Here is a 20002-nt window from a genome sequence, read left to right on the forward strand (position 1 = left end):
CGGAGGAACGGACATGCGACGCGAAGCACTTCATCTGATCTCCGCCTTATGTCTCCTCGCCGCCATTTTCGCGGGAGGCGGCAGGGCGGAGGCGCAACAGGGTCTCGCGCATGCGGGCCCCGACGGGATTTATGTCGATCTCGGAAATTACGTCCTCCCCGCTTCCATCGACGGCCGGAGCGTCAGCGCCTACCGCATCGAGCGACGCCAATCCAACGCCCGGCAGTGGACGGCCGTCGCCGATGTCGCGGGACCTGCGACGCAAACCGAACTCGAGACGGCATTTCTGACTCTGCAGAGCCGCTTCAGCGAAATTGCCGGTGTCACAATCAACGCACCCGCGCTGTGGCAACGTCTTCAGACCGCACGCGATCTGAAAACCATCGGTGTCGCCACGCGCCTGCTCCCTGTTCAGCTTGCTTTGGGTGTTCGCTGGCTCGATGCAAGCGCGGACCGGGCAGTGGCGTACGAGTACCGCATCTCCCACGTCGCTGCCGACGGATCGGCTCGCGAGGCCTTCGTCACGCCACCGGTGGCATGGCCGGGCTTTGCCGATGTCGCGGGCCTGCGCACGGAACACAGCTCTGGCGAGCCTACCGCGGCGGCCGTTGAATGGCGTATTCTTCAGGGCACACAACCGACCGCGTTCCGTGTTTTCCGGCGCGCAGGCCTGGCCGGGCCGTTCACCGAGCTTTCGTCCAACGTGGTTGACAGCTGCTGCATTGTTGCGAAAGGGTTGTTCGCCAGAGGCGATACGCTGCTCGCCACGGTGCATGATAAAACCGTGCAGCGCGGACAGGTCTATCAGTATTACGCCGTGCCCCAGGATTACTTCCGCAACGAAGGCCGCGCCAGTGACACCGCCACGGTGGTCACCTTCCGCATGGCGCATGTACCGCTACCGGAACGCATGAAGATTCGATCCATTGACACGGCAGGGCTCGAATTGCGTTGGGATTTGCGTGAGACATCCGCGATTCACGGTGTGGTCATCGAGCGTGGACCGAAGATCGATTCGGGCTTCGTGGAACTCTTCACCGCCGCGCCGACGGACAGCAGCTTTCTTGACGTGACCGTGCAGCCGATGACGCGCTACTATTACCAATTGCGACTTGTTGGGCCCGGAGGGCTTCGTTCACCGGCCAGTGCCGTGGTGATCGGGATATGGAAAAGCAGTGACACGCCGACACCGCCGCAAAATGTTCGTGCCACGACTGTGCAGGGTGGCGTGCAACTGGATTGGGATGCGGATTCGCTGCAGTTCATCCAGGGGTACTACGTTCATCGGGCGGAAGGGTATGGTATGGAGTTCCGTCAGGTCTCCGCGTGTCTGCCGCCTGCCCCCGGCTCCTGGCTCGACACCACAGCCGCGTTACGGGGCGATGTGACCTACATGTACACTATTGTCGCCGAAAACACCAGCCACATCCGCAGCGCCATGTCCGATACGGTGTACGCAACGCCCGGTATCCCCATCCCGGTACCGGCACCTCAGGGCATCACGGCGCGCGTTGACCAGGGAAGGGTGTATCTCACGTGGAAGGCACAGAACGACATACACGCGGCCACGTCGGGCTATCGCGTGTATAGACGCGAGGCCGGCGGAAGCTGGAAACCCGTTGCGGACACTCTTCAGGATGCCGACCAAAATTTCATGCTGGACGAAAAGACGAAGCCCGGCGGTCGCTACGACTACGCGGTACGGGTGTACAGCATTCGCGGCGACAGCAGCGCGCTCAGCGCCATCGCCACAGCAGCTATCCCATTGCCCGAAGTGTATCCGCCATCCAATCTCAAGGCATTCCGCGAAGGAGCGGCTGTCGTTCTGCAATGGGATGAAATCGCGCAAGCGGGTGCGAAGGAATTCCGCGTGTATCGCTACACCCGGGGTGCACAACCGCGCATGCTCGCCTCACTGCCATTGGATACCCGCGTCTTCCTCGACGACAAACCCGGCGGCACATCACCGGTCTTTTACTACATCACCACCGTCGGGACGCTTGGCCATGAAAGTGCTCGCGGCAAGGAGGTCGCGGTGCGGTTGAGTGAGTAAAGAGTAAAGAGTAAAGAGTGAAGAGGTTGTAACTTCAACCTTTTCACTTTTTGCTATTCACCCCTGCCTTTTCACCTTTTTTCCTTTTCACCTTTTCACGACCCTTTACTCTTTACCTCCTCACAACCACCTTCCTCACCCACCACCTCTCGCCCGAATTCGCCTGCAACAGATAGATGCCGGCAGGGAGGTCTGAAAGATCGATGCGCATGCTGCGCGCGCCGCTGTCGCCGGATGCTTCGCGATGCATGAGCACCTGCCCGAGCAACGAAACCAGCGTGACGCGTGCATCGCGCGAAGGTCCGGGGAAGACGACGTGCAGCCAATCCGACGCGGGTTCGGGGTAGAGGAGCAGATCATCCGGTATAGCCATGGCGCCGACGCCGCCAAGAATGGTGACAGGGAAGGGTGAGGAGGTCATCGTGCAGCCGTATTCGTCGACAATGGTCACAGTGTAGCTGCCGGTTTCACGCGCGATGACGGACTGCTGCACAGCGCCCGGTATGGGCTGGCCGTTGCGGTGCCATTGCCACGATTGCGCGGCGCCGCAGCGCAGCACATCTCCATCGCGAGTGATCTCAGGAGGGATGGATTGTGTCATGCCGACATCCAGGAAAGCGGAGCGCTGCTCGCAACCGCCGTGCGTCACAACGGTTACCGCGTACCGACCCGCCCGCGTCACCGGCAGACTTCGCTGACGATGACCGGTGTTCCAATGCCAGAGCACCATGTCCTCCGGACCGTCGAGCCACAGTGTGTCGCCGGGACACAGGGGTTGAGAACCGCGAATGGTCGGGAGAAAATCAACGGGCTCAACCTCGCGTATGACCAGAACCGTGTCGGAACTTCCAGGGCAGCCGCCATACCCCGTGACTTCCACCCAATACGATCCCGAACTATCCGTTTCGATGTACTCTGTCCGTGCTCCGGTACTCCATCGGTAGCTCTCCCATCCCGGACCCGCGCTAAGCCGTACTCTCTCGTCGCCGCAGAGCAGACCGATGCCGTCCATGGAAATGACGGGGCGCGGCTTTGCGATCGAAGTGACCATGACCGTATCTGCGACAAGGCAGCCTGTCGTATCGTCAACAGTGACAATGTAGATGCCCGGCTGACGTACTTCAATCGCCGCTGTGGTGTCGCCTGTCGACCAGAGGTACTGGTTGCGTCCTGTGTCGGCATAGAGCGTAACCGCTTCGCAATCGCATAGCGCTACCTTCGGTCCTGGTGTTATCCGTAGCGGTTGGGGGAGGAGCATGTGCACGACCACAGTGTCGTAGCCATAACAGCCGCTGCTGTCGGTTGCGCGCACCGAAATGATCCGCTCCGCCTGGGGATCGGGCTGCTGCCATCTGACGACGAGCGACGACGAAAACGTATTCCAATTCCATCGAACATCGCTGAATGTCCCGGCCAGCGAGAGCTCGACGCTGTCTCCGGGGCAGAGGGTGAGCGCGCCGGAAGGGATGATTCGCACAGAGGTAAGTCTTTTGCTCACGGTCAGGGTATCCGAATACCCGATGCAGCCATATTGGTTTGTTGCGCTCGCCCAGTATCTCCCGGCCTCGCGTACAAGCAACTCTGGGCCTTCCTGGCCGTTGGACCAGCGAATCTTCGCGCCGGTCACATCTCCATCCAGGAGCAACGTTAGAGAGCCTCCGGGACAGATCTGTGGAGCGCCATTGTAACCCACCCGCAATTGTGGCAGTGGGTTCGTAGCGACATCGACCGCTTCCGCGATGAGAGTGTCACCGCGCTCATCCACGACGCGTAGACTGTAACCGCCGGCGGCTGCGACCTGTATACTGCGCGTCGTATCGCCGGTGGACCAGAGATAGCGAAGAAATCCCGGCGTTCCCTCCAGCAGCGCATTGCCTCCTTCGCATAAGGGCTGCGATATGATGATCCGCGGCTGCACTTGGACGGAATGGTTGATGATGCTCGGGAGATAACAGCCGCTTCCCACTCGCATTTCCTTGATGGCGACCAGACTGCCGACAAAGTGAGGCGTTTCTATCGCAGCCAGTTCGAGATCGAGCAGACGACCGGATGCCGTCACTATGGAGGGCTGCATGCTGCGAATAATTATGGAGCCCCTGCTTGTATCGATTCGCAGCGGAACGCCATCGAGAGTACTCCCGGTCGGTATCGAAAGCGACCTGTACCGAAGCGCCTCATCGATGCGCAACTCCAGCTCGAACGGCGGCAGCGGAACGGTGTCGCCTCGAGTATCGATTTCGATTCCGATAGAAAACGGATAAGCAGTACGCACGCGGGCATGGGGAAGAATAATGTCGAATCGTCGCAGCGTGCTCGAATCGAACGGCGCACGGTACTGCTTGCTCTTCACATCCGAGCCGCCGCACACATCGCGCAATCGCAGGTCCACCGACCGCAGCGAGCCGTCGGCGCAGTCACGATCATAGGTGATGATGCACTCGTTCCCGTGTCCCCAACCACCGATCATACTCCGCGTGATATAATCGTAGACTTCTTTCGTTTTCTGATAACCGGGATTGTTGAGATAGTACCCTCCGGTGAGCCGGGACAGCAGGGCAAGCGAATCCTCCTGCACGATGGGTCCGCTTCCGATGGTGAATACGCGTATGCGATGCCGGTTGGCGAGCGCAACAACCTCTGCCATCGTGTGGAGGGAGGAATTGTCCTCGCCGTCGGAAATGACAATCACCGCCCGGCATTGATTCACGCCATGGGCGATCATCTCCGACAGACCCGCGTGTATGCCGTCGTATAAGGCCGACGCGCCCGAAGGGGCATAGGCAGCCAGGCCATCGCGCAGCCGACCCTTCTCCGTCGTCATTGGGGCAGTGACCCGCGTATCGCCCCCCGCGAGTATCACCGCGGCCTCTTCATACCACTGCAACAGCTCGATGAGGAGGGATTCGGCGATGCGCATGCTCTCTCGCGCGGCTTCACCACGCATGCTCCCGGAGGCGTCGAGTACCAGCGCCAGAGACGCGCCGCAGTAGACGCTGCTCAGATCAGGACACCACAGCGTGAACGGACCAACTTCGACGCCGTTTTCCGAGATGCTGAAATTCTCCTTCGTCAGGTTCACGTACGGCTTCCCGTCGCAGTCAACGGTGAAGTACAGCTCGATACTCGGCCAGTTCACCGTCACCCGCTTGAAGGTGAGCGAGGGTTGGGCGTCGAGCTTCACGAGCGGCATAATCCACAGCAGCAGGAACATGATGATGCACCGGCGTGAGATTCGGGATATGTCCGTCAATGTACTCATCAGTGGCTTAGCTCCTCGTACGAACGGCGTCGGACCGTTTATCGTGAGAAGGTGAAAAGGAAAAAAGGAAAAAAGGAAAAAAGGAAAAAAGGGCTAGACGCTCATCAATACGTGCATACTTTGACTCCATACTTTTCGCCTTTTTACAGTATCACCATTGCGACCAATTCCAGTCTTTACACCTTTACAAGACCATTTACTCTTTACTCTTTACTCTTTACTCTTCACTCTTTACCTCTTCACCACCTTCCTCACCCACCACCTCTCGCCCGAATTCGCCTGCAACAGATAGATGCCGGCAGGGAGGTCTGAAAGATCGATGCGCATCGTGCGATTGTCGCCCGGGCCTTGTGTCTCCCGCCTTGCGAGCACCTGCCCGAGCAAGGAAACCAGCGTGACCCGGGCATCGCGCGAAGGTCCGGGGAAGACGACGTGCAGCCAATCCGACGCGGGTTCGGGGTAGAGGAGTAGATCATCCGGTATCCCCGTCTCGCTGATGCCCAGAATGTTTACGTTGAACGGCGCGGACGTCATCGTGCAGCCATTGCTATCCACAACGGTGACTGTGTAGCTGCCGATAGAGCGCAGCGTGAGGGATTGCTGCGTCGCACCCGGGATGGGCATGCCGTTCAGCTTCCATTGCCAGGACCTGGCATCGGCCGTGGACAGCACATCGCGCACACGTGCGATAACGGGTGCGGTGGACGCCGTCACGCTCACGTCAACGTAACCGGAGCGGGCCTCGCAGCCGCCCTCCGTCAGCACGGTGACCGCGTAACGTCCCGCTTTGGTCACCGGCAAACTGCGCGAATGATGACCGGTATTCCATAGCCAATCGCGCATGCCTTCCGGACCGTCCAGCCAAAGCGTGTCGCCGGGGCAGAGGGGAAGAGAGCCGCGGACCGTCGGCAGAAAGTCATCCAGCAGCTCTTCCGATCTGACGATCACTGTGTCCGATAATCCGGTACAGCCGCCGTATGCCGTCACTTCAACCCAGTACGATCCGCTGTCGGCAACGGCCAGGGTGCGGGTAGTCGCGCCGGTGTTCCACTTCCACGAAACGTAATTCGCTCCGCCGTCCAGTTCGATTTCAGTTCCGCCGCAGTACACGGGCTCCCTCATCATCGTGATGCGGGGGCGGGGCGCATCCACCGATACAACATGAACGGTGTCGGTTCTGGCCGAACAGCCGTTGTGGTTCACGACACGCGCCGAATAGTCGCCTGCCTGGTTGACGTTGATGCTCTGCGCGCGCTCGCCGGTAGACCAGTGATATTCGGTGTAGCCTGCCTCCGCTGACAGCGTGAGACTGCCGCCAAGGCACAATTCGATTGTTCCCGATGGAGTTATTTGAGGAGAGAACTCCGGGAGCATGGTGATGCGCACGGAATCCGAAAACCCCTTGCAGCCGCTGTTGTCGGTGACTTCGGCGCGCAGCGAGAATGAACCGTTCTCCTTCCATCCAACAGTCAATGTCTCCCGATTCTCGCCCCACCAATTGACGTTGCTCCATTTCCCTTCTACGGACAGGGTCACGCTGTCTCCCGGACAGAGTTGAATATCCTGCCCCGGCAGGACGCGTGTCGTAAACTCCGTCACGATTGTGTACACCGTATCGCTGCGTGCGGTGCAACCGGCGGCACTGGTAATATCAGCCCAATACATGCCGGGACTGCTGAAGAATTGCCATACGCCCTCCCTCCCATCGGACCATCGAATGGTCGCACCGTCGATGTCGCCGGAGCATATGAGCCGCACGCTCTTCCCGCGACAGAACTCCAACTGTCCATCGGCCACGATTCGGACGCGCGGTGGATCCATCCGTGTAATCGTGACCGGGGGGGCGTGCAAACTATCACCATTTGCGTCTACAACGATGAGGCCGTAATTCCCTCCCTCGCCCACGCGTATCATGCGTGTGGTCTCTCCGTTCGACCAATAGTAACGTGCAAAGCCGGCATTCGCCTCAAGCGTTACGCTGTCGCCTGCACAAAAAATGGTTTTTTTCGCTGTGATGAACGGCAGCAGCCGCGGTACGATGACGACGGGATGGTTCGTGATGCGCGGAAGCAGGCAACCTGTCGGAATTGCCATCGATTCGATGGCAACGCCAGTGTGCAGTGAATCCGCAGCTCTCGCGGCGCGGAAGCCGACCTCGAGCAGTGTTGCGCGTCCATTGAGTCGCAGAGGCTCCGTGCTGCGCACGATGAGGCGCCCCGGCTGCTGATCGATCTGATGCGCCACGCCATGCAGCAACGCTTCGGGCTGCACGTCGGTACCGGTCAGGAGCACTGTGGAATCGTAGTGCAGCGTGAGTTCAAAGGGCTGGAGCAGAGCGTCCGGTCCGTCGAGCATGATCGGGATAGAAACCGATTGCAAACCGGGCAGCAGGGTTTTGGGGATCTCGACAGAGATCGGACGGAAGCTTGTACTGTCGAGGGGAGCGCGATAGGTTTTTGTCTTGTAATCCGAGCCTTCGCAGAAATCCACCAGTTGCACTTCCACGGTTCGCAGCGTCCCGTCCGCGCAATCCCGATCATACGTGAGAAGGCACTCCTGCAGGCCGATCATTCCTGAAGTGATTTCCTGATAGATACCCGCCATCTGCCCCGCATTCGGATCCTTATAATATTTTCCCCCTGTGAGCTGCGCGATGAGTTCCATCTCCGGCTTGGGTCCATAATCGTCGTAACCGATGGTGTAGATGCGGATGCGGTTTCGGTTTGCCAGGGCTATCAATTCCTGCACGGTCCGCACGGAACCGTTGTCTCCCCCATCAGTGAACACGAGCACCGCACGGCTGGGATTCACACCACCGGCAACCATCTCTTGAAGCCCCGCGTAGATGCCATCGTACAACGCAGTCGGGCCTCCAGGTGAACAGGAAGCAATCGGGGCGTGGAGCTGCGCCTTGTTGGAAGTAAAAGGGACACTGACGAGCGCTTGCGCACCGGCCTCGAGCAGCATCAGCTCATCGTTCCTGCCATCGCAGAGATCAACAATCGCTTGCGCACTTTGTTTGGCCACGGTCATCGCACGGCCTCGCATACTGCCGGAAACGTCCATCACGAGCGCCAGTGAGGCGGGAACCCGCCACCCCATCGGCGGCGGGCACCAAAAGGTAAAATCCGTGATTTCCTCCCCGTTCTCAAAAATGCGGAAATTCCTCTTCTCCGCGTCGTACCGTTGGAAACCATCGCAACCGTAAGCGATGTGTAGTTCCATCGTCGGCCAGTTCACCGTCACCCGCTTGAAGGAGAGGACGGGTTGGGCTTCAGCCTCGTACCAGCCGGGCAACACGGCGCATAGAACCAATACAGCTGCCATCACATGATGCTGGAGCAGGAAAAGGTGCGAACGATGTCTCATGTAACCTCCATTCTGTGAGTAACACATGAAGGACCGTAAAGTTACACCTCGAGGAGTCAATCTGCATAACTCTTTTCATAGCCGTGTGCACAGACTCGAATGAATCGCTTCCGCTACGCTGCTGCGGAGACTCTCATCCATCCCAGACTACGTACGGTGTGCACCGAAAAAAAAAAAACACTCCCCGGGAAGGGGAGTGCTCGTGTTTTCACAGCTCGCGGGGCTCAGAACGGGAGGTCGTCCTTGTCGCCTGCATCCGTCGCACTCGAGGGACCTGCGGGCGGTTCACCCGGAGGAGGCGCCTGACCACGGTCGCCGCCATTTCCGCCCTTGCTGTCCAGAAACACCCATTCGTTGACGACTACCTCGGTGGTGTAGCGCTTGTTGCCGTCTTTGTCGTCCCAACTGCGGGTCTGCAGCTTACCCTCGATGTACACCTTGGACCCCTTCTTGAGGTACTCGTGGAGGATCTCGGCCGGCTTGCGCCAGACGACGCACCGATGCCACTCGGTCCGCTCTACGAGATTGCCGTTCTGATCCTTGTAGGATTCATTGGTCGCAACGTTGAAATTCGCCACCGGAATGTTGCTTTCGGTGTACTTGAGCTCGGGATCACCACCCAGGTGACCGATGAGCTGCACCTTATTCAGACCGTACGCCATGAGAAAAACTCCTTACAATGTTCCCTAAAAAAGTTAATTGACGGGTATCAGTATACAGGTTCGTTCGGTGAGAATCAAGAGAAAATCTCGTCCAAACGCGATGTCCCGAAATTCTTGCCCTGCCGAGGCGAGCGCCAGGCGGGTGGTGTCGAATTTCGCCAGCAAGCTCCCCTCATGGGAGTAGAGCAGAAGTGCGTCCGGCAGCACCACCGCGACGCGATCGTCCGATACGGCTATTCCGCGAGCATCGCGCAACTGTCCGCTGCCGAATTGAAAGCGGTAGGACCCGAAGAGATCGAACACGACGACGCGCTCCGCTTCCAGGACGTACAGCCGTTCGCTGCCCGCCTGGGCCAGCGCTACCGGATTGCGCAAGCGGCCTTCGCCTGCCTCGATGCCGCCAAAACTGCGCGCCACACTGCTGAAACCATTGACCGCAAGGACGCGCGCATTCTCACCGTCAAGGATAAACAGGGTCTCGAAACTGGAAGCGGCGACATCGATCGGGTATCCGACATCGAGCGCGGCATCCTCTGTGCCCAGAGAAGCAACCACATTCAGATTGCGGTCCAGCCGCACGATGCGCCTGTTGCCGCGGTCGGCGGCGTACACGGCCACCCCCAGCGAGGCGTCAATGCCGCGGAGCTGATCGAACTGCGTCACGTCCCAGCCATGCCCACCGATCTCGGCTAGCAATGCGCCTTTGATGCTGAATTTTCTGAGCATGGACGAACCGGCATCGCTCACGTACACATCGCCGAACTGATCCATGACAATTGCATGGGCGGACGTAAAATCGCCGAAGCGGTACTCCTCGACGAGGAGGTCTTGTGCCCGCGCGACGCCGGCTGCCAGTCCCAACAAGAGAATGCAGAGCAAGGGGAGGCGCATGACGATGCTACTGTGTTTCGAAAATGGTTGTCGCTTCGCTGGTGTGGAGAAGGGGACGTTCGGCACTTGTCCACATCCGAACGCTGACGCGCACGCTTGGGTGCTCACCGATGTTCACAGGTTCCACACCCCACGAGGGGGATCGGAAGAGGAGAGCGGCGCTGTCGCCGGGTGCCAGAACGAAGGCGCGTCGGGGTTGGTCGTTGACCAGCAGGGCCGGAGGGAAGCGCCGGAGGGGCTGCCCGCTGCGACTGTCGAACAACTGTGCCTCGGCGTCGCGGAAACCGATGGTATCACGCGTGACATTGGTCACCATAAGGTGCAAGGAGACGTTGCAGCGAGGCTTCGATCCCGGCATGGCGTCGTTCCATACCTGGGCTTCGATTTCCCGTACGTCGAGAATTCCGGAGTGATCGGGCGGGCCTGAAACAGAACAGGCGCCCGCCACGAGGGCGAGCGCCATGCTCAACAGGATTGCCTTACTTCGCGGTGACGACAACCGGCAGACTCTTTGCATCGCTGCGGTATCCGTCTGTGGTCTGGAAGGACATGCCGACGATGACCATCGGATGTTTCGAAACGTCGAAAGCCGTCAAACCGAGCGGCATGACCACGGGGATGTCACGCGTTTCCTTCGGTAACAGGCGTGCGGTGGAAATGGAGCCGTAGGAGTCGGGAATGATCGGCCTGAATCGCACGAGCGCCTCACCGGTGTTCGCATCCAGAAGTTCCGACTCGAGGAAGCCCACATTCATTTGCTTCTCGGTTCTGTTGACAAGCCGGATGGTGATGCTGCCGTTGAGCGTGGTCTGTCCGCCGGCCTTTTCCGTGGAAATGCTAATCGGGCCGTAGTTGATGAACAGCGAATCCGTGACCGCGTCCGCCGTGCAGGCACTGAAGAGGACCGCAATCGGCAGCAGGGCGATGATCGGGAGGAGACGTGCTTTCATGAATCACTCACCTGTCTTTTGAAAGATTAGTTGAGGCGGAAGCGCACGGGAACGCTCACTTTCACGTTCACCGGCTTTCCGCGCTGCATGCCGGGTTTGAAGCGGACTTTCTTCACTGCTTCCATGGCCGCTTCGTCGCAACCGCCGCCGATGCCGCGCACGACACTGGTCTGCGTCACCGCACCGTCCCTGTTGACATAGGCGAGCACGATAACCGTGCCTTCCACGCCTGCGCGCACCGCGAGATCCGGATACACCAGATGCTTTTTCACGGCTTCGAGACCACCGATGATCTCAGGCGGATCTTCGACCACTTCAAAATAGACTTCTTCCTCCTCTTCGACCTTCTTTGCCGGAGGTGGTTTCGGGGCTTCCATCTGCGTATCGAGATCGATTTCCGAGGTGATATCAATATCGTCCATCACGTCGGCATTCGGCGCCTCGATGGGTATGGGCGGGCGGGGAGGAGGCGGAGGACGGTTTTCCTGACGCGTATTGTCCACGTCCTGGACTTTCACGATTTCTTCTGACGCTTTGATCACGACCTGCTCCCGCTCGAGCTGCGGGAAAAATTTAAAGGCGGCTGTGATGAGAAGCAGGGAAACGATAAGCGACATCTCGAACCAGCGTCGGGTTTTCGACCTGATGTCAGCGTTTCCGATTTTTTCGATGGCCATCGTCTAATCCTGTCGTACTTCGGGTGAATAGTGCCCTCGTTCCAAGCATAAACAATATACCGCACGTCACGAGGATTGTCAACTTGTCAATCTCTTTTCACCGCTGAGCTGCGTTGATTGTTCCCCGGGTTACAAGATCCGTCGCCCTTCGGGCTCTTCACCTCTCCCGTTGTCGTCACCCTCATGCTGAGTTTGCTTGAGGCCGTGATGTGCGCGTGGCCCCTCAGCTGAAGCTGGGGGCTAGAGGAAGTGTCGCCCTTCGGGCTCTTCACCCTTCACCCTTCACCATTTCACTCTTCACCTCTCCCGTTGTCGTGACCCTCATGCTGAGGTGTATTTCGTTTAACCTTTAACGTTTAACGTTTAACCCCCATTGTAAATCGATTTTGTTTCCGCAAAAAACCTGTGTATATTACAAATCTCCGTCGCCTGGATGGCGGAACTGGCAGACGCGCTACATTCAGGATGTAGTGTCCGGACGGACGTGCAGGTTCGACTCCTGTTCCAGGCACAAGCCCCTACCTCGGTACGGGGCTTTTTGTTTTTTGGAGGATTTGTGTGTGAAAGCTGGTGGAGTCTGCCATTCAAGCTGGAGATGTATGATTTCGTGTCCGCATACCTCACGTGTTGATCCCGGCATCTGCCGCCCGGAAGGAAAATGGAAGTCGATGGCGGAGAAAGTGCGGTGGAACGGACTGATCATGCGCCCGCGATTTTTCATCATGCTGAGGATTCCCTAATATTGTCTTTCGTATGGCAGCTGCAGGACAAAGCATGGAAAGTACAGTCATAGGTATCGCAGGTGGAAGCGGATCGGGGAAGACCACATTCGCCCGCAACGTCATTGGCCTGCTGGGGGAGGAGAACGTGACGCTTTTCCAGCACGACGCCTATTACTTCGACTTTGCGGCCATGCCCGAAGCCGATCGTGCAGCGATCAACTTCGATCATCCTGACGCTCTGGATACAGCACTTTGCGCAGGTCATCTTGCGCTCTTGCGTCAGGGGAAAGCGATCGAGCAGCCCGTGTATGATTTCAGCACGCATTCGCGGCGGGAAGAACGCCTTCATGTGCCGGCCAAGCCCGTCATCCTGGTGGAGGGTATACTCGTGCTTGCCGATGCGGCCCTTCGCGATCAGATGGACCTGCGCATTTTTGTCGATGCCGACGCCGATCTGCGCATACTCCGTCGTGCGGAACGCGATGTGTCCGAGCGCGGCAGAACCCTCACCTCCGTGCGGGAGCAATACTGCGCAACGGTGCGTCCCATGCACGAACAGTTCGTTGCACCCAGCCGGCAATTCGCGGACCTTGTCGTACCCCGCGGCGGCGACAATCCGCGAGCCGTGGAGGCCGTCGTCGCGTTCATATACGCCAGAATGCAACAATAACCCTCCCCGCGATTGTCGCAAAGCACTGTGCTTCCGGCACCCGGCACCCCGATACGCACCGGAGCGCCCGTATCGGCAGGAACGTGTACCGCATACTGCCCATTGTCCGGGTAACACCTGGAGACCGCGCGTCCGGTATCGTCATGCCCGGTGTTTACACTCTCCGAATCTTTTTTTGACCGTGGAACATCGAACTTGTTCGGGCAGGGTAATTGTCCGGCAGGGCATTTTCACGGTCATTGCCGCCCGCCCGCGATTTTCGTAAGTTTATTAATTACACTTCGATCGACCGAAACGAACGGTACATCATGACTTCTCGCATTATCCTCAGCACAGCACTCCTTTCTCTCATCATTTTTGTCAATGGCAGGGCCCAGGAAGCAGCGCGCTGGTCTGCGACCGCACCTTCGGCGGCGGTAAAACCCGGTGACAAGATAGACATTAAAGTGAGCGCCAAACTCAACGAAGGCTGGCATGTGTATTCCACCACTCCCGTCGAGGAGGGGCCGGTACCCACGGAAATCGCCTTCGCCGACACCGCTCCGCTGAAAATGGCGGGTAAGATCCGCCAACCAAAACCCATCGTTAAGTTCGACGAAAACTTCGGTGTCAACACGGAATACTACGACAAGGACGTGACATTTACCGTCCCGGCGATGGTCAAAGAAAACGCGAAAAACGGCAAGCAGAAGGCCATCGTGGAAGTGACGTTCATGGCCTGCAACGACCGCATGTGTCTGCCGCCGAAAACGGTGGAAGTTCCCGTCGATCTTACCATTGAAGCCGCCGAAACGGCTGCTGTTGCGGAGGAAAGCCAAAGCGCGGAAACGCCCGCTGCGGACACCGCTGCCGCGATCACCCCGCAGGACGCTCCCGGCGATGCCGACAACACCGACGGTCCCACCGGCTACGGCGACGAACGCGACGTGGAACGCGCACGCGAGGAGGGACTCTGGTCGTACATTTTGCTGGCGATGTCCGTCGGCGCGCTGGCGCTGCTCACGCCCTGCGTTTTTCCGATGATTCCGATTACCGTGTCGTTTTTTACGAAGCGGGAAGCGGCCACGCGCTGGCACTCCGTACGCGATGCGCTGATTTATTCCTTCGGCATCATTTTCACCTTCACCGGTTTGGGCATCCTCCTCGCGCTGATTTTCGGCGCATCGGGGATCAATCAATTCGCCGCAAATCCATGGATGAACATCCTCATAGCGCTGGTGTTCATCGTGTTCGCGCTGAATCTGTTCGGCCTGTTCGAGATCGTCGTACCATCGGGCATTCTTACGAAACTGACGGTGGCCTCCGGTAGCGGACAGGGCATCGCGAGCTTGCTGCTCATGGGACTGACCTTTACGCTCACGAGCTTCACGTGCACGGTGCCCTTCGTCGGGACGGTGATGGTGGCCGCGGCCAAGGGCGAGATATGGTGGTCTATCGTAGGCATGCTGGCATTCTCGACGGTGTTTGCATTGCCGTTTTTCCTGCTGGCGCTGTTTCCGTCCTGGCTCAAATCCATGCCCAAGAGTGGTGGTTGGCTGAACTCGGTGAAAGTCGTGATGGGTTTTCTCGAACTCGCCGCAGCCATGAAATTCCTCTCCAACGTGGATCTGATCTGGAGCATGGGAATACTGAGCCGCGATCTCTTCCTGAGTTTCTGGGTCGGCATCGGCGTACTCATCACCGGCTACCTGCTCGGCTTTTTCCTTCTCCCGCACGACACAAAGCTGGAAAAGGTAGGCGTTATCCGCATGATGTGGAGCGTCTTCTTCCTCGGCATCTCGGTGTACATCTACACCGGTCTCGGGGATAAGCCCCTGGGAGAGTTGGACGCCTTTCTCCCACCGATGAATTACCAGGAAACAATTCAGGCGGCGGGCATGGGATCCTCAGCTGCGGCTGCGCTCGACACCGGACCGGAGAGCGCGGACAAGGAAAAATGGTATTCCAGCTATGAAGAAGCGCTGAAGGTGGCAAAGGAAAGCTCGCGACCCATTTTCATTGACTTCACGGGCTTCGCGTGCACGAATTGCCGATGGATGGAGAGCAATATTTTTACGCGGGCCGAAGTCAAGTCCCTGCTCAGCGAATACGTGCTTGTAAAGCTCTACACTGACGGACAGGGCAAGGTGTACGAGAACAATCGCCTGTTCCAGGAAGAGCGCTTCGGCACCGTCGCGCTTCCGTTGTATGTCGCCATGTCGGGAGAGGACGAGACGCTGACGTCTTTTCCGGGGATGACTCGTAAGCCGGAAGAATTTATCCGTTTTCTTCAGGAAGGCCTGCGCAAAGCCAACGGCTGATCCTGCCTGTTTCCGAACTTCAGAGGGGCGTTTTTACGCTCCTCTTTTTTTGTGGGCACGACCGCACATTCCTGGTTCTGATCCATTGTAGCGCGGGGACTTGCCGTTTTCGGTTTTCTCCGGCCTGCTTCCGCATTGTGGGAATGCCGCGGGGGTATTCCGTGTTATTGCGGAGTGCACTGAAAAGGATACACCATGAACACATTCATTATAGCCGCTCTCTTTCCGCTTCTGCTAACCGTTTCCTGCGGCCAGGTCGAGCGCCAGGACAGCGGAATCAAACAACCCGTAGCCGGAGGTACATCAATGACCGAGCCACAGCGCGCGAAGCAGACAGTTTCTCCTGAGCAGACCGACACCGCGGTATTCGGCGCCGGTTGTTTCTGGTGCGTCGAAGCGGTGTTTGAACAGCTCGACGGAGTGATTTCCGTCGATGCCGGGTACGCCGGTGGACATACACCGAATCCGACATACGAGGACGTCTGTACAGGCGAGACCGGACACGCCGAGGTTGCGCGCATCGTCTTCGATCCCGCCGTTATCCGTTTCGACGCATTGCTGGAAATGTTCTGGCAATCGCATGACCCGACGACACTGAACCGGCAAGGCGCCGACGTCGGAACGCAGTATCGGTCGGTGATTTTTTACATCGGCGAAACGCAGCGTGAACAGGCGATTGCTTCGATGAAACAGGCCCAGGCGGGATTCGATGATCCCATCGTTACTGAAATTTCTCCGCTGCCCGAGTATTTCCCTGCGGAGAATTATCATCAGGACTATTACCGCAACAACCGTAACGCGCCCTATTGTCAGGTGGTCATTCGCCCGAAACTGAAGAAACTCGGTCTGGAATGATTCGTGCACGTGATACGGAGGCATAGCTGCGCGGATCACACGGATCGGTGCGCGGATCACACGGATCGAGGCGGATACACGCGGATGATATTGTCGAGGGGAGCTGTCCGAAAATCATTCGTTCCACCCCCGCAACCTTTCCTCCGCGCAAATCCGTTCCCATCCGCGTAATCCGTGTACGGATTGCTGCGCGGAATTTCGCTGTAAAACAGTACGGCCGGCCTCATAGCGAGACCGGCCGCACTGCGTCGTGTTATGGGAGAAATTATTTGGTCAGCATCATCCGTCGCGTGAGAACCTTGCCGTCCGCCTCCAGCCTGTAGAGGTAGATTCCGGATGGTACGCCATCAGCGTTCCAGGTGACGGCGTGCGTACCGGCATTGAAAGTCCCGTTGGCGATGACGGCGATTTCCTGACCGAGCAGATTGAAAACACGCAGCATGGCTCTTGTCTGCTTCGGCAGCGTAAACGCGATCGCGGTGGATGGATTGAAGGGATTCGGATAATTCTGTTTGAGTGCGTACGCAGACGGCGCTGCCGGCTTGCGATCTACCGAGGTGAGCCCCGTGCGTCGCGCCGAAATGTCCGCGTTGCCATGCGCATCGCTCACACCGCCCGTTTCATGGGTCGGTTCGTAACGCACTTCGGACACCATCACATTCAGATCGCCGTTTGCCGTGTTCGGAATACTGTACGAGCCATCGGGGCCGGTGACAGCGAAATAGGGTGCTCCTGACGCGTCGAAGGCGTACACCCACGCACCGGCCAGAGGGCTGTTGGTAGAGGCGTCACGCACCGTTCCGGTCAGTTCCGCCAGACCGCTTTCGGTGATTGCGGAAAGCTGGAAGTTGATCTCGCCCGTGAAGCCGTTCGTCGTGCTTTCCTTCCAGTTGTAGGTGTTGCCCGCGTAGGCTCCGACGTGGCCGATGGCGCGCGCCCGGATAATGGCGTTGTCCCAGGCATCGAGGCTGAACCCGCCGCGGAGGTCGGTGGTGGTCATGATGCTGAGACCATTATCGGGATTGATGGCTTCAACCAACACGAAGCACGACATCGCGGGATTGTCGGTGGTGACACTGCCGTTATACTTGCGCGGACCGTTGTTGCCCGGGGTCAGCGCGGCGTTGATACCGGTGACGATGGCCGGCGCGGTGACTGTGACAAGCGTGGCCTGAGCGGGATCCCGGGTGTCGTCGTAGTATTCACCGATATAGCGGGAAGCGGCGAAAAACACCGTGTAGTTCCCGCTCGGAAGCCCCTCGATGCGATACTGCCCCTGCGCATCGGTGCGGGTGCCGAATTCGACACCGCGCAGGGCCCCGCGTACATGCACGTAGGCATGCGCTATGGGCGCAGCGGTGGAGGCGTCGGTGATGGTGCCGCTGATGCCGCCGCCGGCCGTCAGTTCGAAGTCTATGCCCGTGGCGGCCTGATTCGCAGTCAGCTGCACCAGAGTGGCGGTCTGCGGCGAGGTCGCGTTGTCGTAGAATTCCGGAATGAAGCCCGCTGCCTGAGCGCGCACAAGATAATTGCCGGCGGGAAGCGCGTCTATACTGTACGCGCCGTGCGCATCGGTCGTAGCCTTTCCATAACCGGTAACCGTGCTGTTACTCGGTGCGCTGGTATTGATCCAAACGGTTACCTGCGCACCAGGCACGGGATTGCTGTTCTCATCGAGTACTATTCCGGCAATGGATCCGCCATGGCGTGTCAGGGTGAAGTCAATGCCGGTCACATCGCCGTTCTGCGGCACGAGCACATCATCCGCGGACTGGTAGTCGGCTTTCTCATTGTACCATTCTTCCGCATAGCCCGGCGCGTAGGCGCGTACCTTGTACGTACCTGGAGCGGCGGTGAGATGGTAGTTCCCGTTTACATCGGTAATGGCCACCGCGCGGGTGTTCACGCCATCCAGAATGACATGTGCGCCGACGATGGGTTGGGAGGTCGCTTCATTCGTGACCATGCCGGAAATGCCCGGCATGCGCGAAAGGGCGAAGTCTATTCCCGTGGTGGTCTGGCCGTCAACAACCGCAACCTTTGTCGCAAGTGTGAGTGTTGCCGCCATATCGAAATATTGCGGCGTAAATCCCTGCGCCTGCGCCATGACGTAATGATCGCCGGCCGCTAGTCCGGAAATGCGGTAAAATCCGTTTTGATCCGTCACTGCGTGGCTGCTTATCCCTCCGGCCGGAGTTGAGCTGTTCGGACCCGATAGCACGGCGACCGTCGCGCCGGCAAGCGGCGTGTTGGTCGCGCCATTGACGACGTAACCCTCTATTGCTCCTCCAGTGCCGAGCGAGAAATCCACTCCGCTCCGAACGGGTGACGAGAAGGTGAGTACGACGGGTGTGGCCGCGCCTGGACCGGCGGCGTTGTCGAACCATTCGGGAACAAAGCCCTGTGCCGTCGCCCAGACGATCCAGCTGCCCTCGTGAACAGTCAGTGTGTACTCGCCGTTCTGATCGGTCACGGCGGTGATGATCGGCCGATTGGACGACGGATTTCCCGAAGCCATGACTGTGGCATGTGCGATCGGCTGGCTGCTTGCGTCCAACACCTGTCCACTGATCGAGTACACAGGATCCGGCGGACGCTGATCAAGCGCGAAATCAATGCCGGTGACCTGGGAGGCGCCGGCGATAAGCACCGGGTTGGCGTTGTTTCTGTCTTTCTGGTCGTTGAACCATTCGGTGATGAAATCTTTCCCTTGAGCAAACACGGTGTACTGCCCATCGGCGAGGCCGCTGATGGTGTATTTCCCATCGTTCCCCGTTTGCACGGTCCATGCAGAAGAGGTCGGAGGCCGGGTATTCGATGCGATTTCAATGGCGACGTGTATGCCGGGGAGGGGATGCCCACTCGACGCGTCCGTGACGGTTCCTGAAATACTGCCGCCTGTTCCGAGCACGAAATCTATATTGTCGTAGGTCGGCTTCGCGGGATCCGTCGTGAATACTGTCGCAAGGTTGATCGTGGCGACATTGTCGAAATACTCCGCTATGTACCCGGAGGCTTCGGCGTACACACTGTAACTGCCGGCCGGGACCTGAATGGCATATCGCCCGTTCGAGTTGGTGAGTCCGGTCAGAAGAAACGGCGTCGCGCTGCGGCTCATCACGGACACTCTGGCGTTGTGGATCGGGAGGTTCGCCGCCGTCGTGACTACACCGGTAAAGGTGTAATGTCCGGTATTGCTGTTGCTGTGCGCTACCCGTGAGGACGCTTGCAGGGTCATCCCCGCTGTCGCGACTGTGGCGATCACATGGGCGGATGCCGTGGTGGAATTTACCGGCCCGGGGAGGAGTTGTCCCGTCGATGAGATAGTGCCGAACGAGGCGGGATCCACGGACCAGTGTACGGCGATATTCGGCACTTCGATTTTGCCTGCGGGTGTGAATTCAAACAAGCGCGCGGTAAAATTCAGCGTCGTGCCGGTCTGTACGATTACCGGGTTTGAGGCCGTGCCCAGAGGACTGATCTCCAGGGCATAACGGTTGTTCTGCGCCGCCGAGGTGCAGCAGAGCGCTATGATAAGAAGGATGCTGAGCGGTACAACACGAATCATGGCTTTGCCTCCTTTACTTCAGGACG

Annotated in this window: 12 protein-coding genes and 1 tRNA gene; 5 read left to right on the forward strand and 8 right to left on the reverse strand. The window is 58.6% G+C overall.

The window, feature by feature from the left end; all coding sequences use genetic code 11:
* The first annotated feature begins 13 nt into the window (after nucleotides 1-13).
* Nucleotides 14-2053: a hypothetical protein gene (locus M5R41_19520; protein ID MCZ7558583.1), complete on the forward strand. Its 2040-nt coding sequence runs from the start codon at nucleotides 14-16 to the stop codon at nucleotides 2051-2053.
* A gap of 112 nt (nucleotides 2054-2165) precedes the next feature.
* Here M5R41_19520 and M5R41_19525 read toward each other — a convergent pair whose 3' ends face one another.
* From M5R41_19525 to M5R41_19555, 7 genes are all read right to left on the reverse strand, one after another.
* Nucleotides 2166-5264: a T9SS type A sorting domain-containing protein gene (locus tag M5R41_19525; GenBank protein MCZ7558584.1), complete on the reverse strand. Its 3099-nt coding sequence runs from the start codon at nucleotides 5262-5264 to the stop codon at nucleotides 2166-2168.
* Nucleotides 5265-5543: 279 nt separating this feature from the next.
* The gene (locus tag M5R41_19530; protein ID MCZ7558585.1) at nucleotides 5544-8681 is read right to left on the reverse strand and encodes a VWA domain-containing protein; all 3138 of its coding nucleotides are present in this window, start codon (nucleotides 8679-8681) and stop codon (nucleotides 5544-5546) included.
* 224 nt (nucleotides 8682-8905) lie between these two features.
* A complete protein-coding gene (locus M5R41_19535; GenBank protein ID MCZ7558586.1) occupies nucleotides 8906-9343 on the reverse strand; it encodes a single-stranded DNA-binding protein in 438 nt (145 codons plus the stop codon).
* A 33-nt stretch (nucleotides 9344-9376) separates the two neighbouring features.
* Nucleotides 9377-10234, reverse strand: coding sequence for an NHL repeat-containing protein (locus M5R41_19540; GenBank protein MCZ7558587.1), 858 nt, complete (start codon nucleotides 10232-10234; stop codon nucleotides 9377-9379).
* A 7-nt stretch (nucleotides 10235-10241) separates the two neighbouring features.
* Complete coding sequence (locus M5R41_19545) at nucleotides 10242-10697, reverse strand: hypothetical protein (protein MCZ7558588.1); 456 nt, start codon at nucleotides 10695-10697, stop codon at nucleotides 10242-10244.
* A 16-nt stretch (nucleotides 10698-10713) separates the two neighbouring features.
* On the reverse strand, nucleotides 10714-11184 hold the full coding sequence (locus tag M5R41_19550) for a hypothetical protein (GenBank protein MCZ7558589.1): 471 nt from the start codon (nucleotides 11182-11184) through the stop codon (nucleotides 10714-10716).
* Between the two features lie 26 nt (nucleotides 11185-11210).
* Nucleotides 11211-11861 (reverse strand): energy transducer TonB, encoded by a 651-nt coding sequence (locus M5R41_19555; GenBank protein MCZ7558590.1) that lies wholly within the window; start codon nucleotides 11859-11861, stop codon nucleotides 11211-11213.
* A gap of 427 nt (nucleotides 11862-12288) precedes the next feature.
* Here M5R41_19555 and M5R41_19560 point away from each other — a divergent pair.
* From M5R41_19560 to msrA, 4 genes are all read left to right on the forward strand, one after another.
* Nucleotides 12289-12372, forward strand: a tRNA-Leu gene (locus M5R41_19560).
* Nucleotides 12373-12635: 263 nt separating this feature from the next.
* Nucleotides 12636-13253 carry a uridine kinase gene (udk, locus tag M5R41_19565; protein ID MCZ7558591.1) on the forward strand — a complete coding sequence of 206 codons (618 nt, stop codon included), beginning with the start codon at nucleotides 12636-12638 and terminating at the stop codon, nucleotides 13251-13253.
* Nucleotides 13254-13561: 308 nt separating this feature from the next.
* Nucleotides 13562-15553, forward strand: a complete 1992-nt coding sequence (locus tag M5R41_19570) for a protein-disulfide reductase DsbD family protein (GenBank protein ID MCZ7558592.1) — start codon at nucleotides 13562-13564, stop codon at nucleotides 15551-15553.
* 195 nt (nucleotides 15554-15748) lie between these two features.
* Entirely contained in the window at nucleotides 15749-16408 is a 660-nt protein-coding gene (gene msrA / locus M5R41_19575) for a peptide-methionine (S)-S-oxide reductase MsrA (protein MCZ7558593.1), read from the forward strand.
* A 265-nt stretch (nucleotides 16409-16673) separates the two neighbouring features.
* On the opposite strand, the gene M5R41_19580 is transcribed toward msrA, so the two are convergent.
* Complete coding sequence (locus M5R41_19580) at nucleotides 16674-19976, reverse strand: carboxypeptidase regulatory-like domain-containing protein (protein MCZ7558594.1); 3303 nt, start codon at nucleotides 19974-19976, stop codon at nucleotides 16674-16676.
* Nucleotides 19977-20002: the final 26 nt, after the last annotated feature.

It is taken from the genome of Bacteroidia bacterium, from assembly GCA_027493955.1.
In the GTDB taxonomy this organism is placed as follows: Bacteria; Bacteroidota; Ignavibacteria; order SZUA-365; family SZUA-365; genus JAOSJT01.